Genomic DNA, 16,906 nt, shown 5'->3' on the forward strand with positions numbered 1-16,906 from the left:
GAAAATGCCCGCAACTGGGCAAACGGGTGTATGTAGACCCCTGCGCAACATTGGTGGGCGCTATCGAGCTGGCCGACGACGCCAGCATCTGGCCCATGGTGGCTGCACGGGGAGATGTGAACCATATCCGCATCGGCGCCCGCAGCAATATTCAGGACGGCACTGTGCTGCACCTGACTCGCAAGAGCGCCAGCAACCCGACCGGCTATCCGCTGCTGATCGGTGAAGATGTCACGGTCGGTCACAAGGCGATGCTGCACGGCTGCACCATCGGCAACCGGGTGCTGGTCGGCATGGGTGCCATTCTGCTTGATGGCGTCGTGGTTGAAGATGATGTGATGATCGGCGCAGGTTCGCTGGTGCCACCGGGCAAGCGACTCGAGTCGGGCTTTCTATATATAGGGAATCCCGTCAAACAGGCTCGCCCGCTCAAGCCCGCCGAGATCGCCTTCCTCAAGACCTCGGCTGACAACTATGTCCTGCTCAAGGATGAGTATCTGCAAGAGACCTGATAGGGCTGGCAAAAACAGGAAGCCCGGCATGATGCCGGGCTTCGCTTCTTATATAGCTATATAGCCATGCAGAACGGCTGACCGGAAATCAGTGGGCCTGATCCCAGTTGTCACCGGTGCCCGCTTCAACCAGCAGCGGCACATGCAGTTCGGCAGCAGCCGACATCTTCTCCTTGATGATGGCGGTGTACTCCTCCAGCTTCTCTTCGCGGATCTCGAACACCAGTTCATCGTGTACCTGCATCAGCATGCGGATCGACTCATCCTCGATACCGCGGATCCAGCTGTCCACATTGATCATGGCACGCTTGATGATATCGGCGGCCGTGCCCTGCATCGGGGCGTTGATGGCGGCCCGTTCGGCGGCCTTGCGCAGACCAGCATTGCGGGACTTGATATCCGGCAGATAAAGGCGGCGGCCAAACAGGGTCTCGACATAACCCTGGGCTTCCGCCTGCTGACGGGTGCGCTCCATATACTCCAGCACGCCCGGGTACCGTTCGAAGTAGAGATCCATATACTTCTGCGCTTCGGCGCGACCGATCCCCAGCTGCTTGGCCAGCCCGAAGGCACTCATGCCGTAGATGAGGCCGAAGTTGATCGCCTTGGCACTACGGCGCATGTCGGTGGTGACCGCATCGAGCGCTACACCGAATACCTCGGCGGCGGTCGCCTTGTGGATGTCCTTTCCCTCGGCAAAGGCAGTCAGCAGCCCCTTGTCACCAGAGAGGTGCGCCATGATGCGCAACTCGATCTGGGAGTAGTCCGCCGCCACCAGCTTGTAACCGGCGCCCGGGATGAAGGCCTGACGGATCCGGCGTCCCTGCTCGTTGCGCACCGGGATGTTCTGCAGGTTGGGATCGGTGGACGAAAGCCGGCCAGTCGCCGCTACCGCCTGATGATAGGAGGTGTGCACCCGCCCGGTCCGGGGCTTGATCATCAGCGGCAGCTTGTCGGTGTAGGTGGACTTGAGCTTGGCCAACCCACGGTGCTCCATCAGGAGGCGCGGCAGCTCATAGGTCTCCGCCAGCTCGGCCAGCACCTCTTCTGCGGTGGATGGCGCACCCTTGGGGGTCTTTTTGATGATCGGCAGCCCCAGCTTGGTGAAGAGGATCTCCCCCAGCTGCTTGGGCGAGGAGAGGTTGAACTCCTGTCCTGCCAGCTCGTGGGCTTGCTTCTCCAGCTCCGCCAAGCGCTGCTCGATCTCCTGACTCTGCTGGTGCAGCAGCTTGGGATCGATGGTGGTGCCGAGCAACTCCATCCGCGCCAATACCGGCAGCAGCGGCAGCTCGATCTCGCTGAATACCTTGGCAAGGCCAGGCACGGCCTCCAGCTGACCCCACAGGGTCTGGTGCAGACGCAGGGTGATATCGGCATCTTCCGCCGCATAGGGGGCCGCCTGCTCCAGCTCGATCTGGTTGAAGGTGAGCTGTTTCACTCCTTTGCCCGCGATATCTTCAAAGGAGGTGGTCTCGACCCCGAGGTAACGCTTGGCCAGCGAATCCATATCGTGGCGGCTGGCAGTGGAGTTGAGCACATAGGATTCGAGCATGGTGTCGTAAGCGATACCTTGCAGGTCGATGTCATGGTTGAGCAGCACGTTGCGGTCGTACTTGAGGTTCTGCCCCACCTTGAGACGGGCCGGATCTTCCAGCAGCGGCTTGAGCTTGCCGAGCACCACGGCCTCGCTCAGCTGTACCGGTGCCCCCAGATAGTCGTGGCCAAACGGCACATAAGCAGCCTTACCCGGCTCAACCGCGAAGGAGACACCGACGATCCGCGCCTCCATATAGTCGAGACTGGTGGTCTCGGTGTCGAAGGCAAACAGCGGTGCCGCTTTCAGCTGTTCCAGCCAGCCGTCAAAATCGGCTTCGTCCAGAATGCAGCGGTAGTCAGTTTCGATGGTGGCAACCGGAGCGGCGATCTCATCGCCAGCTTCGTCCTGTCCGGCCTTCTCGCGACCCTCTTCACCACCGGATTCCAGCTCCTTGATCAGGTTGCGCAGCTCGTATTCGCGATAGACCGCCAGCAGGGACTCCTTGTCGACCGGCTTGAGCAGCAGCTCTTCCAGACTCTGTTCCAGTTCGACGTCGGTCTTGATGGTCGCCAGTCGATAGGAGAGACGAACCTGCTCCTCCTGCTCGCGGAACTTGTCGGCGAACGCCTTGGAGCCACGGAAGCCGAGCGCGGCAACCTTGTCGAGGTTGGCGGCAATCTCGTCGATACTGCCAATCCCCTGCAGCAGGGCCAGTGCGGTCTTCTCGCCGACACCGGTCATGCCGGGAATGTTGTCGACCTTGTCACCCATCAGGGCCAGATAGTCGATGATGAGCTCGGGCGGTACGCCGAACTTCTCGATCACCCCTTCCCGATCGGTCTTCACATCTTTCATGGTGTCGATCAGGGTGACATGGTCGGAGACCAACTGCGCCATATCCTTGTCACCTGTGCTGATCAGCACCGGCAGCTGCTTCTCGGTCGCCTGGCGGGCCAGGGTGCCGATCACGTCGTCGGCCTCCACCCCTTCCACCATCAAAAAGGGGAAGCCCATCGCCTTGATCATCTGATGGATAGGCGCGACCTGGCTGCGCAGATCGTCCGGCATGCTGGCACGGGTCGCCTTGTACTCGGGATAGATGTCGTCGCGGAAGGTCTTGCCCTTGGCATCAAACACCACGGCCACATGACTGTCAGGATATTGCTTGCGCAGGCTGCGCATCATGTTGGCCATGACACGGACGGCGCCGCTCGGCAAACCGGTCGAGGTGCGCAGATCGGCCTGCTGGGAGGCAAAGAAGGCGCGGTAAAGATAAGAGGAGCCGTCGACCAGAATAAGGGGATTGCTAGGGGCCATGAAATCGTCCTGCCAGAGATAAACAGCCGCTAGGATGCCACAGGCCCCCCCTCACACCAAGGGGCGCAGCAACAGCACACAACGCCTGATAAAGGAACTCAACCTGTGGATAACTCTGTGTTCAAAAATGGGGTGCATCAGAGTGCACAGTGATAAAACTGTGCACAAGAATATAAAAACACATTAAAAACAATGCATTGAGATCGTAATAACCGATCGCGAGACAGTTAGAATGATCTCGATCAATGTGGAAAAAGATTTAAGGGAGTAGGTAAGACAGGATCCAAAACGAAACAATCCTAGCACAGCAAGATGACTTGACCAGCGCAGGGCGAGCGATAACCATACAAAAGTACAACAATCCATCCTGGCTCACATTTTCAACAACGAGGAGTTTGCCATGAAAAAAGTGGCCGTGATTTTGAGTGGCTGCGGTGTCTTTGACGGGGCCGAAATCCACGAGGCCGTTATCAGCCTGCTGGCGCTGGCCCGTCAGGGAGCCGCCGTCCAGTGCTTCGCCCCGAACGTGGCGCAGCTCCATGTCATCAACCACCTGACTGGTGAAGTGAGCGAGGGAGAGAGCCGCAATGTGCTGGTCGAAGCGGCCCGCATCTGCCGTGGCCAGATAAAGGATGTGGCCGAGCTGGATGCGGCCGACTACGACGCGCTGCTGCTGCCCGGCGGCTTTGGCGCGGCCAAGAACCTGAGTGACTTCGCTATCAAAGGGGCCGAGAGCCAGATCCAGCCCGATGTGCTGAAAGCGTGCCAGAGCTTTGCCAAAGCCAACAAACCGGCCGCCTATATCTGCATTGCGCCCGCCATGATCCCACTGATCTATGGCGCAGGGACGCTGGCGACCATCGGCCATGACGAGGGTACCGCCAACGCCATCGAGGCGATGGGCGGCAGCCATCTCAACTGCCCGGTCAACGAGTTCGTAGTGGATCAGGAGCGCAAGGTGATCTCCACCCCCGCCTACATGCTGGCCAACAACATAGTCGAAGCGGCGGACGGCATCGAGAAGACCGTCAAGCAACTGCTGGCGCTGTAATTCCCATCCCGCCAAAAACAGACGGGCCGCTCATGGAGCGGCCCGTTTTCAATTCTGCCTGAAGGCGATGAATTAGATGGTTTCGCCCATCTGATCCATTTTGCCCAGCAGGGCACGCAGACGCTCCTGCCATGCAGTGTGCTCGTTGCGCAGCTGATGGTTCTCGTCTTGCAGCTTGCTGTTCTGCTCTTTCAGCTCGTCCAGCTCCATTTTCAGCAGGGAGATGTTGTCGACGGCGGATTGTACTTTGGATTCGAGTTGCTCAAGGACTTCTAGTGACATATGCATACCTGTTTGTTCAATTGCGATGCCCCACAGAGGGCGATTCAAGCGCGTGAAGCCAGCATACCCCGAGCGCATCGGCACAAACAAGCCAGTGCGCTGTAAAATGCGCCTTCCATAGATGTATTGTCTAAATATGCGTCTATTTTTCTCGCATCCTGCGCCCGAGCCGCGACAACACACTGAACCGTGCGTAAAAGGCCCCGCCACCCGCGCATCATTGGCACCCTCCTGACGGCGCCGCCGTTATCCATGCAAGGCGACATAAGCCCCCAGCAACAGACAGGCGACAACATACATCAGCAGGCCGTAGAGCAGATTCCAGCGCAGGATCAGCCCGGCACTGAGGTTGTAGCGTGAGGCCAGCGCCAGATTGGATCCGGAGAGCGGACTGGTGCCGGTGGCAAGCCCCCACCCCAGCAGGAAACACATGCCGAGCAGGCTGGGATCCGGCGCCAGCGGCCAGAGCAGTGGCGCCAGCCCGGAGATACTGATGAGCGGATGCACCCCGACGATGGCCACCAGCAGAATCAATAGCAGGGTGACGGATGCCTCAAGCCAGCCAAAGTGGTTGAACAGCGGCAAGCCGTGACCGGAGCCGAAATCGATGACCGACAGCGCACTGTTGATGCCTGCCGCCAGCAAACCGGCCCCCAGAAACAGCACCAGCTGACCGCCGATGGCGGGAAAGCGCTCCACCACCTGCCGCTTGAGAGCCGCCTTGCGCCCGGCCCTCGGCATAAAGAGCAGCGCCAGCAGCGGCGCCACCAGCGCGATCACCGCCAGAATACCGAGCTGGGGCCAGATCTGCTTGATGAGCAGTACCAGCAACGCCAGCGTGACCGGCAACCCCAGTGTCTGCAGCCGCAGCGGATAACCGGCAAAATCGGCCACTCCGATCCGCTCCACCTGCCAGGCGGTCAGCCCCATCGCCAGCAAGGCGGCGAGGATCCCGAACGGCAGAATATGGGAGAGTTGCAAACCAGGCGCATAGGTCAGTGCTACCGCCATGGCGACAAAGAAGGGTGACCAGAAGGCGGCGGCACAGAAGATCCGGCTCAGTACCATCACCTGACGCCGCTCCAGGGTGCCATTGCGCTCCAGCCGCTCGCCGATGATAAACAGCACCGAGAGGTTGATGACCGCCCCCAGCAGATTGAGGCTGGCCATGGTGCTCCACAGCCCCTTTCGCCCGGTCCATGAGCTTGTGCCGGTCAAGAGACCCGAGGTGGCGAGGTTGAGAGTGCTCACCGCGGCAAACATGGTGAGCATATTGATGTTGGGCAACAGCCAGTCACCGGCGCTGAGGGGCGCGCCCTGCCACCAGGAGAAGATGAGCAGCAGCAGGGCGGCGCCATACAGGGCCAGCGCCTGCCGCTTGGCGGCCCCCACCAACCAGGGCCAGGTGAGCAGTGACGCCCCCCAGGCCGCAATGGCAGCAGGCCAGGGGGAGAGCCCCAGATAGAGATGCAGCAGGTTGAGCAGCCACATTCCCAAAATCAGATAACCCGACCAGCGTTTGGCCATCGACTACTCCGGCCGGGAGATCAGAGACACTGATCCATATCCAGTGAAGGCTTGTCGCACTCCGGACGGCCGACGATCTTGGCGGGTACGCCAGCGACCGTGGTATGAGGCGGCACCGGGTTGATCACCACGCTGCCCGCACCAATTTTGGCACCAACGCCCACTTCGATATTGCCGAGCACCTTGGCGCCCGCCCCTATCATCACCCCTTCGCGGATCTTGGGATGGCGATCGCCGCTCTCCTTGCCGGTACCGCCGAGGGTCACGCTCTGCAGGATGGAGACATCATCTTCAATCACCGCTGTCTCGCCGACCACTATGCCGGTGGCATGGTCAAACATGATCCCCTTGCCGATGCGGGCGGCCGGATGCACATCCACCCCGAACACCACCGAGATCTGGTTCTGCAGGTAGAGCGCCAGCGAGCGGCGCCCCTGGCGCCACAGCCAGTTGGCGACCCGATAGCCCTGCAGGGCATGGAACCCCTTGAGGTAAAGCAGCGGGGTGGAGAAGAGATCGACCGCCGGATCCCGCTCCTGCACGGCGCAGATATCGGCCGCCACTACCGTCAGCAGCTCGGGCTCGCTGCGCAGGGCCAGCTCGATCACCTCGCGCAAGGCGATGGCGGGCATGGTAGCGCTGTCGAGTTTGTTGGCCAGCTGGAAGCTGAGGGCCGATCGCAGATTCTTGTGATTGAGAATGGTGGAGTGAAAGAAGCTGGCCAGCATCGGCTCATCGGCCGCCATGCATAAGGCTTCTTGCTGAATTTTGTGCCAGGTTTTGGCAACCAGTTCATCCATGTTGCAGCCTACTGTTGTTCTGGGTGAGGGCTCTGTTGTTCTTTGGTCAGCACCGAGATGGGATCCATGTGGATAATTACATCCATTCGCTCGAATGCCTGACGCACTGCCGACTCGGCTTCATCGGCGATCTGATGGGCCTTGACCAGGGGGATCTGATCATCCAGTTCCAGATGCAACTGTACGAATCGGGTCGGCCCGGATTGACGGGTGCGCAGGTCATGTACGCCGTGTACACCTTCTACGGCACAGCAGAGCGCCATTATTCTCGCTTGTTCTTCCGCTGGCAACTGACGATCGAGCAGGGTCTGCACCGACTCATAGCCAATGTGTCCCGCCCCCCACAACAGCAACAGCCCGATCAGGATGGCAAACAGGCCATCGGCCCAATACCACCCCTGCCCCGCCAGCACCAGCGCCAGCAAGACACCGGCATTGAGCAGCAGGTCTGAGCGGTAGTGCAGCATGTCAGCCTTGATCGCCACGCTGTTGGTCTTGCGAATGACAAAACTTTGGAAGCTGACCAGCAGCAGGGTCAGCACAATGGAACCAGCACTGACCCAGAGACCCGCTTCCAATCGCATGATTGGAGCCTGCTTGAGCAGCGATGAGATACCGTGCATCACCAGCAGCAGCGCAGAGCCGGAGATAAAAGCCGACTGGATGAGGCCCGCCAGCGACTCTGCCTTACCGTGACCGAAACGGTGTTCGTCATCGGCGGGGGCCAGCGCATATCGGATCGCCAGCAGGTTGATGATGGAGGCACTCACATCCATAAAGGAGTCGGTGAGCGACGCCAGCAGGGTCGACGAGTCGGTCATCAGCCAGGCGATCAGTTTGCCGATGATCAGCAAGGTAGCGGTGGTGACCGCCGCCATACTGGCAAAGGTCACCCAACGGGAATATTGTTGATGGCTCAAAACCGGCTTTCCTCTGACGATGAAAAACTTATTATACCCTGACCCCGGCGTCAGTTTGGCGCGAAAATCTGCGGAATAACACCAGATGAACAGAATACTCCTGGTCGACGACGATCTTGAATTGACCCAACTGCTCACCGAAATTCTGACCCTGGAGGGATTTCAGGTCACGGTCGCCGAGGATGGTGAAGAGGGGCTGCAACGGCTGGCGGAGCAGAGCTTCGATCTGCTGCTGCTGGACGTGATGATGCCCAAGCTCAACGGCTTTGCCATGCTGACCAAGCTGCGCAAGACCCACGACACCCCGGTGCTGATGCTGACCGCCCGCGGTGACAGCCAGGATCGGGTCAACGGTCTGGAGGCGGGTGCCGACGACTATCTGGCCAAGCCGTTCGATGACAGGGAGCTGCTGGCCCGGGTACGCGCCATCCTGCGCCGTACCCAGAGTGCCCCGCCCCAGCGCGGCAGCTCCTCCGACGAAGTGCACTTCATGGATATCGTGCTGCAACCCGGCCTGCAGCAGGCTCGCTGCGGCGAACAGCTGCTGGAACTGACCGCCACCGAATTCGGGCTGCTGGAGTGCCTGCTGCGCAATCCCGGCCAGATTGTCAGCAAGAGCCACCTCTCCGAGCAGGTGCTGGGCAAGAAACTGGAGCCCTTCGATCGGGCCATCGACATGCACCTGAGCAACCTGCGCAAGAAGCTGCCAGAGCGCATCGATGGCCAGCCCCGCTTCAAAACCGTACGGGGGCGCGGTTACCTGTGGCTAGAGCAAGAGTAAAGAGCGCCGGCTCCCTCAACGGCATCTCGACCCACATCTTCCTCTGGTTCTGGTTCATGCTGCTGGTGATGCTGGCCGCCGTGATCAGCCTGCCGACCCTGGATCCCCGCAACCAGATCCCGCTGCCGACCCACGAAGTGGCGCGGATGCAGAACAACGTGCAGGCCCTGCTCAACGCCGCCGAGCCGGATCAGGATTTCGATCTGGCCAAGGCGATGGACAAGATCACCATGTTGCCGGTCGATAACGTCTATCTGCGCGATGAGAAGGGGCAGATCCAGTCCACCATCCATCCGCGCAAGTTCGTGGTGCGCTTTATGGTAGATGCCGATAACCCGGCCAACCCCATGCTGGGCAACGAGGATCGCAAGGCAATCGCCGGCCCCTTTCTGATGGAGCATCACGGCCACCGCTACCATGTCTATTTCGGGCTCAATGCCGAAAATCCCTACCTGTTCCTGTTTATTCAGGTGCTGGATCACCCTATTCGCATACTCGGAGTAGCCATGCTGGTCAGCACGCCGCTCTGCCTGCTGCTGGCCTGGCGGCTGACCCGCCCTATTCTGCAGTTACAGAAGTCGGTCTCCCAACTTGCAACCGGTAATCTGGAGGTGCAGATCCCCAATCTGGGACGGGGCGACGAGATCGGCCAGCTGGCGGATAACGTCAGTCGCATGGTTGAGACGCTCAAGAGCATGATCCAGAAGCAGAAACAGCTGCTTTCCGATATCTCCCACGAGCTGCGCAGCCCCCTTACCCGGATGCAACTGGCGCAGGCGCTGATCCGCCGCAAACAGGGTGACAGCGCCGAGCTGGCGCGGATTGAAACTGAGATTGGACGGCTGGACAAGCTGATCGGCGATCTGCTGGATCTGTCGCGGGTACAACAGCATGTGGAGGCGCCGGTGGTACACCCGCTGGCCGACCTGCTGGAGCCCATTCTCGAAGATGCCATGTTCGAAGCAAACCAGAGCGGCAAACAGCTCAGAGTGCCGCCGCTGCCTGCAGAGTCGATCCCCATGTGGCCCGAACTGCTGGCCCGAGCGGTGGAAAATCCCCTGCGCAACGCCCTCAAGTATGCCTGCGAGTTCATCAAGGTGGACTGGTATCGGGAGGGGTTGGAGTGGGTGATGACCATTCGGGATGACGGCCCCGGCGTCCCCGACGAACAGCAAGCACTGCTGTTCCAGCCCTTCTTCCGGGTCGATGACGCCCGCAACGCCAAGACTGGTGGCACCGGGCTGGGGCTGGCCATCGCCTCGGAGGCGATCCAGCGTCACGGCGGCACCATTACAGCCAGCAGCAATCATCCCACCGGGCTGACCATCACTATCCGCTTGCCCATCGCCTGATCCTTTTCATCCGGACCGGCGCTGGGTATGCTGGCGCCCCTTCTTGGCTTTACATCTCTTTGCAGGAGCTCGTCATGCTCGATATCGTCCTCTACCAGCCGGAAATTCCGCCCAACACCGGCAATATCATCCGGCTCTGCGCCAATACCGGTTACCGGCTCCATCTGATCGAGCCGCTGGGATTTGAGTGGGATGACAAGCGGGTAAGGCGGGCGGGACTCGATTATCACGAGTTTGCCGAGGTGAAGCGCTGGCCGAGCTATGAGGCTTTTCTGGCCGCCGTGGCACCCACGCGGGTATTCGCCTGCACCACCAAGGGCCGCACCGCGCACTCGGCAGCACAATATGCCCTTGGCGACGCCCTGCTGTTTGGCCCGGAGAGTCGCGGCCTGCCCATCGAGATCATCGAGAGCCTGCCATTCGAGCAGCGGCTACGCATCCCTATGGTGCCCGAAAGCCGCAGTATGAACCTCTCCAACGCGGTGTCTGTCTTTGTCTACGAGAGCTGGCGCCAGCTCGGCTACGACGGTGCCATGTAAGCGCCACCCATGATCAGTAGCGGGCGCCCAGCAGGTGCCCGCTGCGCTCCAGCCGCCAGCAAGTGACCCCCAGCGACAGACCACGCCCGACCATCAGCGCCGCCATCGCCGCCCATAGCGCGGCCACGCCCCACGACTGACAGAGCCACCAGATCGGGAAGAAGCCGCCAAACGCGGCCAGCAACATGCTGTTGCGCATCTCTCGCGCCCGGGTCGCCCCGATAAATACGCCATCCAGCAGGAAACACCAGACCGCCAGCAAGGGCATGGCGATCAGCCAGGGAAGCTGATGATTTGCCTCCGCCACCACGGCCGGAATGTCGGTGATATAGCCGATAAGGTGGGCACCAAAGAGGGCAAACACCAGGGTAAAACCACTGGCAATGAGGGCGGCCCAGCCCAGATTGAGCACGATGGCCTCCCGCAGTTTCTGCCGATCCCGCTGACCGATGGCTCGCCCCACCATGGCCTCCACCGCATAGGCAAAACCATCGAGTCCGTAGGAGATAAGCATCAGGAAGTTGAGCAGCACCGCATTGGCGGCCACCGCCACATCCCCCAGCCGCGCCCCTTGCAGAGTCATAAAGGCAAAGCAGAGCTGCAAGCAGAGGGAGCGCAGGAAGATATCGCGGTTGAGGCCGAGCAACCGCACCATGGGGGCAAGTTGCCGCCAGCGCTGCCAGCCATCCAGCCACACCGTCGGCGCCAGTTTCCCCAGCTGACGGCGTACCAGCCAGATACCGACTGCCAGCGCGCAGTAGTCCGCCATCACCGAGGCCGCCGCCACACCCCGCACCTGCCAGCCGAGCCCCAGCACAAACAGGGCATCGAGCGCCATGTTGACCAGATTGGTGAGGATCAGCATCACCATGGGGCTGCGGGCATCCTGCATCCCCAACAGCCAGCCCATGATCACCAGATTGCAGAGTGCCGCCGGGGCGCTCCAGATCCGCACCGCCACGTATTGGCCCGCATAGAGCTGCACCTCGGGCGAACCGCCACTCAGGGCGATCAGCCGTGGTAACAGGGGGAAGAGCAACAACAGCAGCGCCAGACCGAGAACAATGGCCAGCCCCAGCGCCCGCAGCAGGGTATCGAGCTGGGCACGACCGTCGGCGGCGCCGTGCGCCTGCGCCGTCAGGCCGGTGGTCGACATCCGCAAAAAGCCGAGCAGCCAGAAAATGAGGTTGATCAGGGTCGCGCCAACCGACACGCCCCCCAGAAACCAGGCCTGACCGAGATGACCGATCACCCAGGTGTCCACCAGCCCCAGCAAGGGGGTGGTGATATTGGAGAAAACCATGGGCAGGGCGAGCGCAAAGACAGCGCGGTGGCGAGAGGGATCTCGCCACCAGGGGGCAACAGATGAGTTCACTCTCAGTGGCCTGTCAGCTTCAGAATGCGGGAGAAGTCAGAGAGCATGGCGGCCATCTGCACCCGTGGCACCTGACCCGGCGCCACCTGCGGGCGGAACACCGCCTGCAGCTTGCCGTCGGGATTGATGAGCACGATGGAGGCGGAGTGATCGATCAGGTAATCCTTCTCCCCCTGATTGGCGATGGAGTAGATCAGCCCCAGATTGCGCACGAACGGGAACAGCTTGTCGTGGGGGGCAGTGGCCGCCTTGAACTCGGGATTGAAGAAGGCGGTATAGGTCTTGAGGCGTGGAATATCGTCACGCTGGGGATCCGCCGAGATAAACACCACCTGACTGTCGGGCGCCATCTTCTTCAGCTGCTCATAGACGGAACGCATATCTGCCAGGGTAGTGGGGCAGATATCGGGACAGAAGGTGTAGCCGACAAACAGGAAGGTCCAGTGCCCCTTCAGGTTGGCAGGGGTGAACGGCTGGTTGTCTGCATCGGTAAAGGCGAAATCGTTGATATCCCGCCCCGCCGGATAGTAGTCGGCCTGCTCCGGCTGCTCTGGCTGCGTGGCGTAGAACACCAGGGTCAGACTGGCTGTCAGCAGCAGAAAGAGCAGGGGATAGCGGAGCTTCAGCATAACAAGAGACCCTTTCAGTTCGAGGCAGATGGCCTGCAGTGACCGGACAAGAGAGGCCATTGTACCCCAGCGCACCGCCAAGGTGGGTCAAGCTTGTGCCACACCCCGTCAGGAGTCGACCATTTGGCACACTTGATCGCCAGTTCAGATAATAAAAAACCGGCCCCTCGGGTGCCGGTTATGGTCGATTTGCTTGTCTCTTCTGCTCAGGGGCGAGCGTTGCGCCCCTGCTGCAACATCTTGCCGATAGCCCGCACACCGATGGGAATCACGGGGGCCAGCCAGCCCTCCTCCCCCTGGCGCTCGCCGTGGCCCCGCTTGAACAGCAGCACCAGACGCACCACCTTCTCTTTCGGGCACCCCAACCAGAGTGTCCAGTGCGAACCACGATGGTGCAGCCAGAGACCGTAAAACCAGGTCATCCGGCTACCTTTGACAAAACGGGTGATTGACGATTCCGCTGGCGCCACCCCAACCTCTGAATCCCATGGCGATCTTGATGCCATACCACTCCTCCTTGGCCGACAGGTCATGTTGCTTCGTCGGCCTGAACCGGGAACAGGCCCGTCACGACTAGTTGCAACGACTACAGAGTGGTTCTCTTTTGCCCGACCAGGCTCGGGACCTCCCCACTCCCCCTTCATATCCCGTGAAGGTGTACTGCCCGATTCTCCTTATTTAGGCCCTCCTGTCCCGGCGCATTACTGTTGCCAGGGGGAGGTGCCAAGCCCTGTCTTGGCGACAGGGCACTGATCTGAGCATATATCTGAAATGGATGATTGGTAGCCGGTCGCGCAGCACAAAACTGCCGCCACCGATGATCTGTTTGATATGACAGAGAAAGTGCGCCAGAAACAGCACGGCCTCCCGAAGGAGGCCGTGTGGCAAACGCAGTTGGCGGGGGTGATTACATCCAGTCGGCGTTGCGGATCACCCCGACCGCCAGCCCCTCGATGGTGAGCTGCTGGCAGGAGAGGTCCACCTCGATGGGTGAGAGCTCTTCATTCTCCGGCAGCAGCCATACCTGACTGCCCTTGCGCTGGAAGCGCTTGACGGTGACATCCTCATCGAGCCGGGCAACCACCACCTGACCGTTGCGCACCTCCTGGGTCTTGTGCACCGCCAGCAGATCGCCATCCAGAATGCCGATGTTCTTCATGCTCATCCCCTGCACCCGCAGCAGAAAATCAGCGCGCGGGTGGAACAGGGCGGGATCAACCTGATAGTGGCTCTCGATATGCTCCTGCGCCAGGATGGGTTCACCGGCGGCGACCTTGCCGATCAACGGCAGGCCGCTCTCTTCCAGCACCTCTTCCTCTTCGAGCAACAGGCGAATACCGCGGGACGTGCCCGGCATGATCTCGATGACCCCTTTTTTGGCCAGGGCCTTCAGATGTTCTTCGGCCGCATTGGCCGACTTGAAACCAAGCTTCTGGGCAATCTCGGCACGAGTCGGCGGCATGCCGGTCTCGCTCATGTTTGCCTTGATAAGCTCAAGCACTTCGGCCTGGCGGGGGGTAAGGGGTTTCATAGCATTGGCACCTGTCTTTTTATACAGCACACTGGCAGTATATACAGTGCAGTGGCCAAGGCAAGGCACAGCTGACATTTGTCGTGACCAACCCCTCATTTACCACTGTTTTGATCTCGCTCAGCCGACTCATCGTACCTCTCGGCGACAAGGGGCCATCGATTTGCTATGCTCACGCCGCATTTTTTTGGAGAGCAGACGCACATGTCCCTAGGACAGAAGATTTCCAGAGCCATCTTGCAATGGCCGGTCAGCGGCTTGGTCAATCACAAGAGCCTGCCGGAAAATCCCATCACAGAACTCAATCTGGACCCGGCCAGACCCATCGTCTATGCCCTGAAAACCAGTTCGATCACCGACCTGATGACCTTGCAGCAGTGCTGCGAGGATCTCGGTCTGCCCGGTCCCTTCACGCCGCTGGAGCTCAACGGCCAGCTGCTGCCGCGCTATGTCTGTCTGGATCGTCCGCCTCCCCTGTTTGGCAAGCGCAGCAAGCCGCTCCCCTTCCTGCAAGAGTTCCACCAGCTGCTGGATCTGCATAAGCAGGATCCCGAGCTGGATATCCAGGTGGTGCCCGTCACCCTGTTTTGGGGCCGCGCCCCGGGTCGGGAAGGGGAAGAGGCCTCCGGCCTCAATATCATCAGCAGCCTGGCGCCAAACCGGCTGAAGAAGGCGCTTATCGTGATCCTTAAAGGTCGCGAGAATCTGGTGCGCTTCTCGCCGCCGCTCTCCCTGCGCTATATGGCCGACAAGCACGGCACCGACGAGGCGATCGCCCACAAGTTGGCGCGAGTGGCCCGTACCCACTTCAGCCGTCAGCAGCTGGCTGCCACCGGCCCGAAACTGCCGAACCGCAACCTGCTGTTCAAACAGCTGCTCGATTCGACCGTGATCCAACAGGCGATCGAAGAGGAGGCCCGGCGTGAAGGGATCAGCCTCGAGAAGGCGCAAAAGCGTGCCCATGGCTACATGGACGAGATCGCCTCCAACTTCTCCTACCGGCTGATCCGCCTTGGCGAGAGCTTCCTCGGCTGGCTATGGAACAAGCTCTACCGCGGTTTGTCGGTCAATGGCGCCGAGAAGGTACGCCAACTAGCGCAGGAAGGGCACGAGATCGTCTACGTCCCCTGCCATCGCAGCCACATGGACTACCTGCTGCTCTCCTACGTCATCTACCACCAGGGGATGGTGCCGCCCCATATCGCGGCAGGCATCAACCTCAACTTCTGGCCGGCGGGCCCCATCTTCCGCCACGGTGGCGCCTTCTTCATTCGCCGTACCTTCAAGGGTAACCCGCTCTACAGCACGGTATTCCGTGAATACCTCAACCTGCTGTTTGCCAAGGGTTATTCGGTGGAGTTCTTCACCGAGGGTGGTCGCTCCCGTACTGGTCGCCTGCTGCCGCCCAAGACCGGCATGCTGGCGATGACCCTGCAGGCGATGATGCGCGGGCTGGACAGGCCGGTGACTCTGGTGCCTGTCTATCTGGGCTACGAGCACGTGATGGAGGTGAACACCTACCACAACGAGCTCAAGGGGAGCCGCAAGGAGAAAGAGAGCTTCCTGCAGGTGCTCGGCATCCTGCGCAAGCTGCGCAACTATGGTCGTGGCTTCGTCAACTTCGGCGAGCCGCTGACTCTCAACAGCTACCTGAGCGAACATATCCCCGACTGGAAAGACCATATCGGCGAGGAAGAGCGCCCTGACTGGATGGGGGGTACCGTGAATAAGCTGGCCGAACTGCTGATGACCCGCATCAACGGTGCGGCCGCAGTCAATGGCCTGACCCTGAGCGCGCTGGCCCTGCTGGCCGCCGAGCGCCACGCCCTGACCCGCGACGAGTTGCAGGCCCAGCTCAACACCTATCTGGATCTGCTCAAGACGGTGCCTTACAGCCCGCAGAGCACCATTCCGGATGAGGATGCCAAGACCCTGCTGGATCAGGCGATGGAGCTCAACAAGTTCGAGGTGAGCGAGGACAAGCTGGGGCAGATCATCAGTCTCGACCGCTATCAGGCGATCCTGCTGACCTACTACCGCAACAACATCCTTCACCTGTTTGCCATGCCCTCGCTGGTGGCGGCACTGATCGAGCGGTGCGAGGGGATCTCCCGCAGCGAGATCATGGCCCGCTGCATCGACATCTATCCGCTGCTCAAGACCGAGCTGTTCCTGCGTTATGAAGAGGAGGAGCTGCCGACGCTGGTCGACAGCCTGCTCGATGCCTTGCAGTCCCAACAGTTGATCGAGACCCGCGATGGCGGCTACTGGGTCAATCCGGCCAACCAGATGCGCCTGCTATTACTGGCAGAAAGCATTCAGGAAACCTTGCAACGCTACGCCATCGTACTGACCCGGGTGCTGGCCCAGCCCCATATCGAGGCGGAGCAGCTGGAGGCGGACGGCCTGATGATGGCAGAGCGCCTCGGCACCCTGCACGGCATCAACGCCCCCGAGTTCTTCGACCAGAAGCTGTTCAGCACCCTGATCCACACCTTGCGCAAAGAGGGCTACCTCTCTCCCGAGTGCAAGCCGGATCTCGGCCGCTTCCAGGCGCTGGCCGACAACATAGTGCCGCTGCTGAGCAACAAGATCCGCCGCACCATTCAGGCAGGCAATCAGCTCTAATCTGCAACGCAAACAAAGAAGGCCGCATGATGCGGCCTTCTTTTTTCATTCGGTTTTACTCAGCGCGCGATCATGCCAGCAGTGTGCAGTCGAGTACCAGACCGGCAAACAACAGCACCCCCAAC

At 60.6% G+C, this 16,906-nt stretch carries 15 protein-coding genes; 6 read left to right on the plus strand and 9 right to left on the minus strand.

All coding sequences use genetic code 11. From position 1 onward, the window contains the following. On the plus strand, nt 1-512 hold a 512-nt coding region (locus tag BN1117_RS17635), incomplete at its 5' end, for a gamma carbonic anhydrase family protein (protein WP_040099506.1). Nucleotides 513-600: 88 nt separating this feature from the next. Here the strand turns inward: BN1117_RS17635 and polA are convergent. Next, nucleotides 601-3,366, minus strand: coding sequence for a DNA polymerase I (gene polA / locus BN1117_RS17640; RefSeq protein WP_040099508.1), 2,766 nt, complete (start codon nt 3,364-3,366; stop codon nt 601-603). A 400-nt stretch (nt 3,367-3,766) separates the two neighbouring features. On the opposite strand from polA, the gene elbB reads away from it, so the two are divergent. Further along, on the plus strand, nt 3,767-4,417 hold the full coding sequence (gene elbB / locus BN1117_RS17645; RefSeq protein ID WP_040099510.1) for an isoprenoid biosynthesis glyoxalase ElbB: 651 nt from the start codon (nt 3,767-3,769) through the stop codon (nt 4,415-4,417). Nucleotides 4,418-4,489: 72 nt separating this feature from the next. On the opposite strand, the gene BN1117_RS19700 is transcribed toward elbB, so the two are convergent. The 4 genes from BN1117_RS19700 to fieF form a co-directional block, all read right to left on the minus strand. Continuing rightward, a complete protein-coding gene (locus BN1117_RS19700) occupies nt 4,490-4,699 on the minus strand; it encodes a cell division protein ZapB (RefSeq protein ID WP_005339554.1) in 210 nt (69 codons plus the stop codon). Nucleotides 4,700-4,945: 246 nt separating this feature from the next. Further along, complete coding sequence (locus BN1117_RS17655; protein ID WP_040099512.1) at nt 4,946-6,226, minus strand: hypothetical protein; 1,281 nt, start codon at nt 6,224-6,226, stop codon at nt 4,946-4,948. Between the two features lie 20 nt (nt 6,227-6,246). Next, a complete protein-coding gene (gene cysE, locus BN1117_RS17660; RefSeq protein WP_040099515.1) occupies nt 6,247-7,026 on the minus strand; it encodes a serine O-acetyltransferase in 780 nt (259 codons plus the stop codon). Nucleotides 7,027-7,034: 8 nt separating this feature from the next. After that, nucleotides 7,035-7,946 carry a cation efflux pump FieF gene (gene fieF, locus BN1117_RS17665; RefSeq protein WP_040099517.1) on the minus strand — a complete coding sequence of 304 codons (912 nt, stop codon included), beginning with the start codon at nt 7,944-7,946 and terminating at the stop codon, nt 7,035-7,037. An 85-nt stretch (nt 7,947-8,031) separates the two neighbouring features. Between fieF and BN1117_RS17670 the strand changes: the two genes are divergently transcribed. The 3 genes from BN1117_RS17670 to trmL all read left to right on the plus strand — a co-directional run bounded on the left by BN1117_RS17670 (nt 8,032) and on the right by trmL (nt 10,618). Further along, entirely contained in the window at nt 8,032-8,727 is a 696-nt protein-coding gene (locus BN1117_RS17670) for a response regulator (RefSeq protein ID WP_040099518.1), read from the plus strand. 56 nt (nt 8,728-8,783) lie between these two features. Further along, nucleotides 8,784-10,079: an ATP-binding protein gene (locus tag BN1117_RS17675; RefSeq protein ID WP_052441551.1), complete on the plus strand. Its 1,296-nt coding sequence runs from the start codon at nt 8,784-8,786 to the stop codon at nt 10,077-10,079. Nucleotides 10,080-10,153: 74 nt separating this feature from the next. After that, a complete protein-coding gene (gene trmL, locus BN1117_RS17680; RefSeq protein ID WP_040099522.1) occupies nt 10,154-10,618 on the plus strand; it encodes a tRNA (uridine(34)/cytosine(34)/5-carboxymethylaminomethyluridine(34)-2'-O)-methyltransferase TrmL in 465 nt (154 codons plus the stop codon). 13 nt (nt 10,619-10,631) lie between these two features. Here the strand turns inward: trmL and BN1117_RS17685 are convergent, their stop codons facing one another. From BN1117_RS17685 to lexA, 4 genes are all read right to left on the minus strand, one after another. Beyond that, nucleotides 10,632-11,921 carry an MATE family efflux transporter gene (locus BN1117_RS17685; RefSeq protein WP_040099577.1) on the minus strand — a complete coding sequence of 430 codons (1,290 nt, stop codon included), beginning with the start codon at nt 11,919-11,921 and terminating at the stop codon, nt 10,632-10,634. Nucleotides 11,922-11,995: 74 nt separating this feature from the next. After that, entirely contained in the window at nt 11,996-12,622 is a 627-nt protein-coding gene (locus BN1117_RS17690; protein ID WP_040099524.1) for an SCO family protein, read from the minus strand. A gap of 206 nt (nt 12,623-12,828) precedes the next feature. Beyond that, a complete protein-coding gene (locus BN1117_RS17695; protein ID WP_235463079.1) occupies nt 12,829-13,044 on the minus strand; it encodes a hypothetical protein in 216 nt (71 codons plus the stop codon). Nucleotides 13,045-13,529: 485 nt separating this feature from the next. Beyond that, nucleotides 13,530-14,153, minus strand: a complete 624-nt coding sequence (lexA, locus tag BN1117_RS17700; RefSeq protein WP_040099527.1) for a transcriptional repressor LexA — start codon at nt 14,151-14,153, stop codon at nt 13,530-13,532. A gap of 204 nt (nt 14,154-14,357) precedes the next feature. Here lexA and plsB point away from each other — a divergent pair, with 204 nt between their 5' ends. After that, nucleotides 14,358-16,781 carry a glycerol-3-phosphate 1-O-acyltransferase PlsB gene (gene plsB, locus BN1117_RS17705; protein ID WP_040099529.1) on the plus strand — a complete coding sequence of 808 codons (2,424 nt, stop codon included), beginning with the start codon at nt 14,358-14,360 and terminating at the stop codon, nt 16,779-16,781. Nucleotides 16,782-16,906 lie beyond the last annotated feature (125 nt).

This window comes from Aeromonas australiensis (assembly GCF_000819725.1).
In the GTDB taxonomy this organism is placed as follows: Bacteria; Pseudomonadota; Gammaproteobacteria; order Enterobacterales; family Aeromonadaceae; genus Aeromonas; species Aeromonas australiensis.